Source organism: Rathayibacter sp. AY2B7, from assembly GCF_002931635.1.
In the GTDB taxonomy this organism is placed as follows: domain Bacteria; phylum Actinomycetota; class Actinomycetes; order Actinomycetales; family Microbacteriaceae; genus Rathayibacter.
The window spans coordinates 1-8,742 of the sequence record NZ_PSUC01000053.1 but is presented as its reverse complement, the minus strand read 5'-3'; the positions used below and the strand labels follow the sequence as shown (position 1 = coordinate 8,742).

Here is an 8,742-nt window from a genome sequence, read left to right as displayed (position 1 = left end):
GGGTACGACGATCCGCTGACACGCGGATCGCCGGTGACCCGTACCGTTCTCGACGGGCTCCTCGTTCCTCGTCGCCCGTCACGCAGTCGGCTTCCAGGGGTGGTCGCGGTGGGAGGAGCAGGGAGCGTTCCGGGTACGACGATCCGCTGACACGCGGATCGCCGGTGACCCGTACCGTTCTCGACGGGCTCCTCGTTCCTCGTCGCCCGTCACGCGGTCGGCTTCCAGGGGTGGTCGCGGTGGGAGGAGCGGGTTCCGTTCCGGGTACGACGATCCGCTGACACGCGGATCGCCGGTGACCCTGCGCGGTCGTCGTCCGACTCTTCGTCGGCCGCGGTGCGACCCTGCGAGGAGAGGTGATCCCCTCACTGCTGGTCGAGTGGCCGCGGAGCGGCGTACCGAGAACCGCCGGGGACGAGGTCGGTGCGGATCGCGGGCACAGGGTCTTTTGGGCGGGTCAGAGGCCCCGGGCGGAGACGACGGAGACCATGCGCTCGAGGGCGTACACGGGGTCGCGGGTGGCGCCCTTCACGTTCGCGTCGGCGTCGGCGACCGTCAGGATCGCGGTGCCGAGGCCCTCGCCGGTCCAGCCCTGCAGGTCGCGCCGGGCCCGGTCCACCTGCCACGGAGCGAGGCCCAGACGCGAGGCGACCTGGCCGGAACCCTCGCGCGAGCCGGCGACCTTCGCCATGGTCCGCAGCTTGCTCGCGAACGCGGCGACGATCGGTACCGGGTCGGCACCGGAGGCGAGGGCGTGGCGGAGCCCGAGCAGCGCCTCGCCGTGACGGCCCGCGATCGCGGAGTCGGCGACGGTGAAGGCCGTGGTCTCGACGCGGCCGCCGTAGTACTTCGCGACGGTCGCCTCGGTGATCTCGCCGGTGACGTCGGACAGCAGCTGCTGGCACGCCGACGCGAGCTCGTCGAGGTCGTCGGAGAAGGCAGACACCAGGGCTCGGACGGCACCGGTGGTCGCCGTGCGGCCGGCGGTGCGGAACTCGGCGATCGCGAAGTCGACCTTGTCGCTCTCGCGCTTGAGCTCGGCGCAGACGATCTCGATGCCGCCGCCCGTGCCCGAGCGGATGGCGTCGAGGAGCTTCTTGCCCCGGTTGCCACCGCCGTGGCGGAGCACCAGGGTCGCCCCGTCCGCGGGCGCCGAGAGGTAGTCGAGGGTCTCGAGGAGGAACGCGTCCGTGCACTTCTCGACGTTCGAGACTCGGATGAGGCGGGGCTCGTCGAAGAGGGACGGGCTCGCGAGCGTCAGCAGCTCCCCCGGCGCGTAGCCGCCGGCGTCGATGTCGCTGACCTCGAGGCTCGGATCCTCGGCCCGGAGGAACTCGCGGAGGTAGCGCAGCGCGCGGTCGGCGAGGAACTGCTCCGGGCCGGTGATCAGCACGATCGGCGCCGGCCGGGTCTGGTTCCAGGCGAGCTGCGGGATAGCCGCCTTCGAGGGCGCTGCCTTCGCGCGCGCCGGGGCCCTGCCTGCCATGCCGTGTCCTTCCGTGCCGCGCCCGTCCGAGCGCCCTCCACCCTACGGCCCGCTCACGGCGCCCCGAGGCCGCCGCGGGAGCCGTCGCGCCGCTCGCCCAGACCGCGATCCCGTCGCTGCGGGACGCGAGAACGACCGTACCCTCGACATCCGACCTCAGCGCCTCGACCCCGCGCTCGGCCAGCAGGGCGAGGAGCGACGGATTCGGATGACCGTAGTCGTTCTCCGCCCCGACGGAGATCAGCCCGACGCTCGCGCCGAGCGCGTCGTAGAGGGCGGGCGACTGGTCGGCGGAGCCGTGGTGCGCGACCTTGACGACGTCGACCCGGCCGACCGGCAGTCGGGAGACGCGCCCCTGCTCCTGCTCGCCGAGGTCGCCCAGGAGTGCGACGGAGAGCGGGCCGCCGCGGGCGTCCGCGCCGATGTCGACCCGGAGGGTCACGCTCGCCTCGTTGCCCCGCAGCGCGCTCCGCCGCTCCGGCCACTCGACCCGCCAGCGCAGCGAGCCGAGCGCGCCGCTGTCGCCGCGGACCGCCTCCTGCACGGCGACCCCCGCGCCGGTGAGCGCCGCCCGGTCGCGCTCGTCGTCGCGGCCCGCGGCGGGCCCGACGAGCGCGGCATCGGTCCGTCCGAGGACGGCGTGGAGCCCGCCGACGTGGTCGAGGTCGTAGTGAGTGAGCACCAGCAGCGGGATCCGGTCCACTCCCATCAGGCGGAGGCAGGCCTCGAGCGGTGCGGGCTCGGGCCCCGTGTCGACGAGCAGCACGCCCGCGTCTCCGCGGAGGAGGACCGCGTCGCCCTGCCCGACGTCGCACATCGCGACACGCCAGTCCTCGGGAACCGAGGCGGCGCGGAGGAGCGGCGTGGCGACGGTGGTGCCGCCGGCGGCCGCGATCGCGCACGCCAGCCCGACGGCGGCGATCCGGCGCACCCGCGCGAGCCGCGGCGACTGCGTGACCAGCACGAGACCGAGCAGGGTCAGCACGGTGAGCGCGAGCGCTCCTCCCACTCCGGGCCACCAGGCGATCCTCGGGGCGGGCCACGAGTCGACGGCGCGGGCGATCGAGGCGATCCACCAGGCGGGGACGGCGGCGAGCCGGATCGCCGCGTCGGCGGCTCCGGGCCACCAGGGAGCGAGCAGGCAGCCGATGAGCCCGAGCCCGGTCGCGGCGGGTGCCGCGGGCTCGGCGAGCAGGTTGGCGAGCACTCCGTACACCGGCACCGACGGGTCCACGAGCAGCAGCACGGGCTGGCAGGCGAGCTGCGCCGCGGTCGGCACCGCGAGCAGCAGGGCGAGAGGCCGGGGCAGCACCCGACCGAGAGCGCCCGCGATCGGCTCGGCGAGCAGCAGGAGTCCGGCGGTGGCGAGGACGGACAGCACGAAGCCGAGCCTCCCCGCGATCGAGGGGTCGGCGGCCACGAGCACGACGACGGTCGCGAGCAGGGCGGGCACGGCCGCTCCGGAGCGCCGCCCGAGCCGCGCGAGGAGGACCACCGTCGCCATCACGGCGGCCCGCACCACGCTCGGCTCGGGGGTCACCAGCACCACGAAGCCGGCGAGCAGGGCGAGGGCGGCGACGGTCCGGAGGTGGCGCCCGGCACCGAGGAGCGCCGCGATCGTCCAGCCGGCGACCACCACCACGGCGCAGTTGGCGCCCGAGACGGCGGTCAGGTGGGTGAGCGACGCGGTGCGCATCGCCTCCTCGAGCCCCGCGTCGAGCGCGGACGTGTCGCCGGTCGCGAGGCCCGGCAGCAGCCCCGCCACGTCGCCGCCGACCAGCGCCGCGCGCTCGAGGAAACGCGAGCGCAGCACCTCCGCGACGGCCGCCGCTCCCCCGGGACCGCGCCGGTCCTCAACGGACGCCGCCCTCAGCATCGTCGCCTCGCCGACGGGCCCCTCCCGCACCGCGGCGCGCGCCTGCAGGTCGAGCTCGGCGCCCACCGGCAGCCGACCACCGGGATCGGCGAGCAGCACGCGGACGGGGGCCGCGGTCGACGCGTCTCCCACCCGCAGCGCCGTCGCGTCGAACCACACTCCCCCGGTCGCGAGCGGTCGGGCACCCGTGTCGACGCGCACGGTGACCGGGGTGAGGGCGCGATCCTCCTGGGCCTCCCGCAGCGACGCCGGGTGGTCACCGGGCGCCGCGGCGACCACGGAGGTGAGGGCGAGGGCGGCACCCGCGCCCGCGACGAGCACCGCTCCGACCAGCCGCCCGCCGAGGCCGCGCCGGAGCAAAACGCACACCGCCCCGAGGAGCACCCAGCCCGCGGCGCACCACGAGAGGCCCCAGTCGAGCACTGCCGCGACCGGCAGCATCCCGGCCGCCCACGCGGTGGTCCAGGCGGCCACCGCTGCCGGCAGGAGCCGCAGGTCCGCCGCCCGCACGCTCCTCACGGCGCGACCTGGTCGCGGAACGCGGCGAGCGTCTTCTCGCCGATCCCGGGGACCTCGAGCAGCTGGTCGACGGAGGAGAACGGGCCGTTCGCCTCCCGGTGGGCGACGATCTTCTTCGCGGTCGCCGGGCCGATCTCGGGCAGCTCCTCCAGCTGGGCCGCCGTCGCCGTGCTCAGGCTCAGCACGGATCCGGCGGCGGACGCCCCTCCCGGAGCGGATCCGCCCGGAGCCGCTCCCGCCGCGGCCGGCGCCGCTCCCACGGCCGGCACGACGATCTGCTCGCCGTCGACGAGCCTCCGGGCCAGGTTGACCGCCGCGCGCTCCGCCGACTCCTGGAACCCTCCGGCGGCGGCGACCGCGTCCGCCACCCGCGCCTCCGGCGACAGGACGTACAGCCCGGGAGAGGCGACCTCCCCGGCCACGTGCACGTACAGCGACTCGACCGCCGCAGCAGCGGGCGCACTCGTCGCCACGGCGGGCTCCAGGACCCGCTCACGACCGCTCGACCGTGCTCCCGCGAGCAGCACCGCGACCACCGCGGCGCCGATGACGAGCACGACCGCCGCTCCCACTCCCACGCGCCAGCGCGGGCGGGCGCGGCGGGGCCGCAGCAGCGCCGTCAGCTGCTCGTCGTCCGTCCCGCTGGTCTCTGGCATCCGCCGACGGTAGGACCCGCGTCACCGCCCGGCGCAGCCGCCGACACCGATCCGGGGACAGCCCGCCGGATCGCCTCCCTGTGGAGGAGAGAGCAGCACCGGTGCAGGACGCACGACGGGGCCCCTCCTGCGAGAGGAGGAGCCCCGTCGGGACGGATCGGCGGCTAGACCGCCTTCGTCACCAGGTTCACCAGGCGCGGCGCCCGCACGATCGCCTTCACGACCTCGCGGCCGACGAGAGCCCGGGCGACGCCGGCCGTGGCCCGCGCCTTCTCCTCGAGCTCGTCGGAGGAGATCTTCGGCGAGACCTCGAGCCGGTCGCGGACCTTGCCGTCGACCTGCAGGATCGCCGTGACCTTCTCCTCGACCAGCAGCGACGGGTCGGCCTTGCGCCACAGCGCGTGCGCGACGGTGCCCTCGTAGCCCAGGCGGTGCCACATGTCCTCGGCCGTGTACGGCGCGAACAGGTTGAGAGCCATCGCGACCACCTCGACCGCCTCGCGGACCGCGGGGTCCCCGGCCCCGGCGCCCGAGTCGACGACCTTGCGGGTCGCGTTGACGAGCTCCATCAGCCGCGCGACCACGACGTTGAACTTGAACGCCTCGATCAGCGACGGGGACTCCGCGAGGAAGCGGTGGGTCTGGCGGCGCAGAGCCGCGTCGCCCGACTTCCACTCGACGTCGGGCCTCGAGGTGACGTCCTTCGCCAGGCGCCAGGCGCGGGCGAGGAACTTCGCGCTGCCGCCGGGCGAGACGTCGGCCCAGTCGATGTCGTCCTCGGGCGGGCCGGCGAACGCCATCGTCAAGCGCACGGCGTCGACGCCGAACTCGTCCAGCTGGTCCGAGAGGCGGACGATGTTCCCCTTCGACTTCGACATCGCCGCGCCGTCCATCTGCACCATGCCCTGGTTCAGCAGCGCCGTGAACGGCTCCGTGAACGACACGTAGCCGAGGTCGAACAGCACCTTGGTGATGAAGCGCGCGTACAGCAGGTGCAGGATCGCGTGCGTCACGCCTCCGACGTACTGGTCGACGGGCGCCCACTTCTCGGCGAGCTTCGGATCGAAGGCCTGCGTGTCGTCCTTCGGCGAGAGGAAGCGGAGGAAGTACCACGAGGAGTCGACGAAGGTGTCCATCGTGTCCGGGTCGCGGCGCGCGGGCGAGCCGTCCACCGGGTGCGGCACGTTCACCCAGTCCTCCGCCGCTCCGAGCGGCGACGAGCCCTTCGGCTGCAGGTCGAGGCCGTCGGTGGAGGGCAGGACGACGGGCAGCTGGTCCTCGGGCACCGGCACGAGCTCGCCGTCGGCTCCGTGGATGATCGGGATGGGGGTGCCCCAGTAGCGCTGACGCGAGATCAGCCAGTCGCGCAGGCGGTAGTTCTTGGCCGAGCGGCCGCGGCCGCGCTCCTCGAGCATCCTGATGACGCGCTCGATGGCGGTGCGCTTGGAGAGCCCGTCGAACGGCCCGGAGTTGATCAGGCGGCCGTCGCCGGTCAGCGCCTCGCCGGTCGTGGCCGGGTCGAGCGAGTACTCCTTCTCGAGCGCGGCCAGCTCCTCCGGGTCCTCCGGGATGACCGGGATCGCCCCGGTGACGGAGGCGTTGGTGTCGACGACCACGCGCACGGGCAGGTCGAAGGCGCGGGCGAAGTCGAGGTCGCGCTGGTCGTGCGCCGGCACGGCCATGACGGCTCCGTGGCCGTAGTCGGAGAGGACGTAGTCGGCGGCCCAGATCGGCAGCCGCTCGCCGTTCACGGGGTTCACCGCGTAGCGGCCGAGGAACACGCCGGTCTTGGGGCGGTCAGCGGTCAGGCGCTCGATCTCGCTCGACTTCTGCACCGTCTCGAGGTAGCTGCGGAACGCGTCGCGGATCGCGGGCTCGGAGCCCTCGACCAGCTCGGAGGCGAGGTCGGAGTCGGGCGCGACGACCATGAAGGTCGCCCCGTAGAGCGTGTCGGGGCGCGTGGTGAAGACGGTGACGCGCTCGTCGCGGCCCTCGATCTCGAACTCGACGTCGGCGCCGATGGAGCGGCCGATCCAGTTGCGCTGCATGGCGATGACCTTCGACGGCCAGGAGCCCTCGAGCTGGTTCAGGTCGTCGAGCAGGCGGTCCGCGTAGTCGGTGATCTTGAAGTACCACTGCGTGAGCTTCTTCTTGACCACGACCGCGCCGGAGCGCTCGGAGGTGCCGTCCGCGAGGACCTGCTCGTTCGCCAGGACCGTCTGGTCCACCGGGTCCCAGTTGACCCAGCTGTCCTTGCGGTAGGCGAGGCCCTTCTCGTACATCTTGAGGAACAGCCACTGGTTCCACTTGTAGTACTCGGGGTCGGAGGTGTGCAGCACGCGGTCCCAGTCGAAGGACGCGGCGTAGCGCTTCATCGAGCGCTTCTGCTGCTCGATGTTGTCGTAGGTCCAGGTGACCGGGTTCAGCCCGCGCTTGATCGCGGCGTTCTCGGCGGGCAGGCCGAAGCTGTCCCAGCCGATCGGGTGGAGGACGTTGAAGCCCTGCTGGCGCCAGTAGCGAGCGATCACGTCACCGAGCGCGTACGCCTCGGCGTGGCCCATGTGCAGGTCGCCCGAGGGGTACGGGAACATGTCGAGCACGTACTTGCGGGGGCGCTTGTCGTCGGGGTCGTCCGTCGCGAACGGGCGCGTCTCCTCCCAGATCGGGAGCCACTTCTCCTGGAGCGCTCGGAAGTCGTAGCGCTCCTCGTCGCTCGCGCCGGTCTGCCGGGAGTTGTCTTCTGCCACAGGTGCTTCTCACTTCTGAAGGAGGGGGAGAACGCGCACGCGTGGGCGGCTGCGTTCGACCATCAACCCTACTGGCCCCGCGCGCACGGCAGACGAACGCGGCGCCCGCTCACTCCTCGGCGGCGCCCAGCACCGCGAGGAGCGCCCGCGCCTTCAGCCGCGTCTCCTCGACCTCCTCCTCCGGCACCGAGAGCGCGGTGATGCCGCCGCCGGTCCCCAGGCGGGCGCGCTCGCCGTCGAGCACGAGGGTGCGGATCGTCATCGCGAGGTCCAGCGAGCCGTCCGAGCCCAGGCGGCCGAAGGCGCCGGAGTAGACGCCGCGGGGACCGCCCTCCCACTCCCGCAGCAGCTCCACGGCCCGGCGCTTGGGCGCTCCCGTCATCGAGCCGGCCGGGAAGAGGGCTGCGATCAGCTCGGCGATCCCGACGCCGGGCGCCCGGCGGGCCGAGACCTCGCTGACCAGCTGGTGGACGTGCGGGTAGCTCTCCACCTCGAGCAGGCGGTCGACGACGACGGAGCCGGGGGCGGCGATCCGGGCGAGGTCGTTGCGGACGAGGTCCACGATCATCACGTTCTCGGCCCGCTCCTTCACGCTCGACACGAGCTCGTCCCGGAGCGCGCGGTCCTCGTCGGCGTCCCGGCCCCGGGGGCGCGTGCCCTTGATGGGATGCGTGGAGACGCGTCCATCGGCCCCGCCGGTGAGGAACCGCTCGGGCGAGGCGCTGACGAGCGCGAGCGGGCCGAGGCGGATCAGCCCGCCGTGATGGCTCGGGCTGGAGCGGCGGAGGCGACGATACGCCTCGACCGGATCGAACCGGCCCTCGACGACGATCTCGTCGGTGAGGCAGAGCTGGTAGGCGTCCCCCGCGCGGATGGCCTCCTGGCAGCGGCCGATCAGCGCCGTGTACTCGGCGGCGGAGTGCCGGCGGACCGGGTCGCCGGCGGGCTCGGGATCCGCGGGGTCCGCGGGTGCGGGCGCGCCGACGAGCTCGAGCAGGCGCGCGGTGAGCTCCTGCACGTCTCCTGTCGCGACCAGGCGGACGGTCCGGGTGCCGTGGTCGAACTCGAGCACGGGGTCGCCCCGGAGCAGGGCGAGAGCGGGCGGATCCGCGGGGCCGGTCGGCGCCGAGGGCAGGGAGACGGAGGCGGCTCCCGCCTCGTAGGAGATCCAGCCGTAGCGGCCGAGCGCGCGGTCGCCCGCGGGGGCCTCGTCGTCGACCGCGGCGAGCGCCGCCGCCACGTCGCCGCCGGCCTCGACGAGGAGCACGTCCTCGCGGGCGCACGCCCCGAGGTAGGAGCGGCCGCTCGCCGCTCCGAGGCCCGAGTCGAGCCAGAACGACGTCTCGGCCGTGGCGAACAGGGCGTGGTGCGCGAGCTCCGGATCGACCCAGGGCAGCTCGATCGAGCGGACGTGCCGATCCTCCGAGACCACTGGGCTAGCGTAGGCGGTCGTGGACG

4 protein-coding genes and 1 pseudogene are annotated in these 8,742 nt (G+C 74.0%); all 5 read right to left on the bottom strand.

What is annotated here, in order from left to right:
- Positions 1 to 457 precede the first annotated feature (457 nt).
- Entirely contained in the window at positions 458 to 1,486 is a 1,029-nt protein-coding gene (gene holA, locus C5C27_RS10150; RefSeq protein WP_104314305.1) for a DNA polymerase III subunit delta, read from the bottom strand.
- 568 nt (positions 1,487 to 2,054) lie between these two features.
- Positions 2,055 to 3,362 (bottom strand): annotated as a pseudogene (locus tag C5C27_RS18840) (ComEC/Rec2 family competence protein); the annotation flags it as partial.
- A gap of 515 nt (positions 3,363 to 3,877) precedes the next feature.
- Complete coding sequence (locus C5C27_RS10135) at positions 3,878 to 4,537, bottom strand: ComEA family DNA-binding protein (RefSeq protein ID WP_104314304.1); 660 nt, start codon at positions 4,535 to 4,537, stop codon at positions 3,878 to 3,880.
- A 164-nt stretch (positions 4,538 to 4,701) separates the two neighbouring features.
- The gene (leuS, locus tag C5C27_RS10130) at positions 4,702 to 7,284 is read right to left on the bottom strand and encodes a leucine--tRNA ligase (protein WP_104314303.1); all 2,583 of its coding nucleotides are present in this window, start codon (positions 7,282 to 7,284) and stop codon (positions 4,702 to 4,704) included.
- Between the two features lie 109 nt (positions 7,285 to 7,393).
- Positions 7,394 to 8,716 carry an aminodeoxychorismate synthase component I gene (gene pabB, locus C5C27_RS10125; protein WP_104314302.1) on the bottom strand — a complete coding sequence of 441 codons (1,323 nt, stop codon included), beginning with the start codon at positions 8,714 to 8,716 and terminating at the stop codon, positions 7,394 to 7,396.
- Between the last annotated feature and the right edge of the window lie 26 nt (positions 8,717 to 8,742).

Bases quoted from the DNA above. Each gene is read 5' to 3' on its own strand.
- holA (WP_104314305.1), bottom strand. From the start codon at position 1,486: ATGGCAGGCAGGGCCCCGGCGCGCGCGAAGGCAGCGCCCTCGAAGGCG.
- C5C27_RS10135 (WP_104314304.1), bottom strand. From the start codon at position 4,537: ATGCCAGAGACCAGCGGGACGGACGACGAGCAGCTGACGGCGCTGCTG.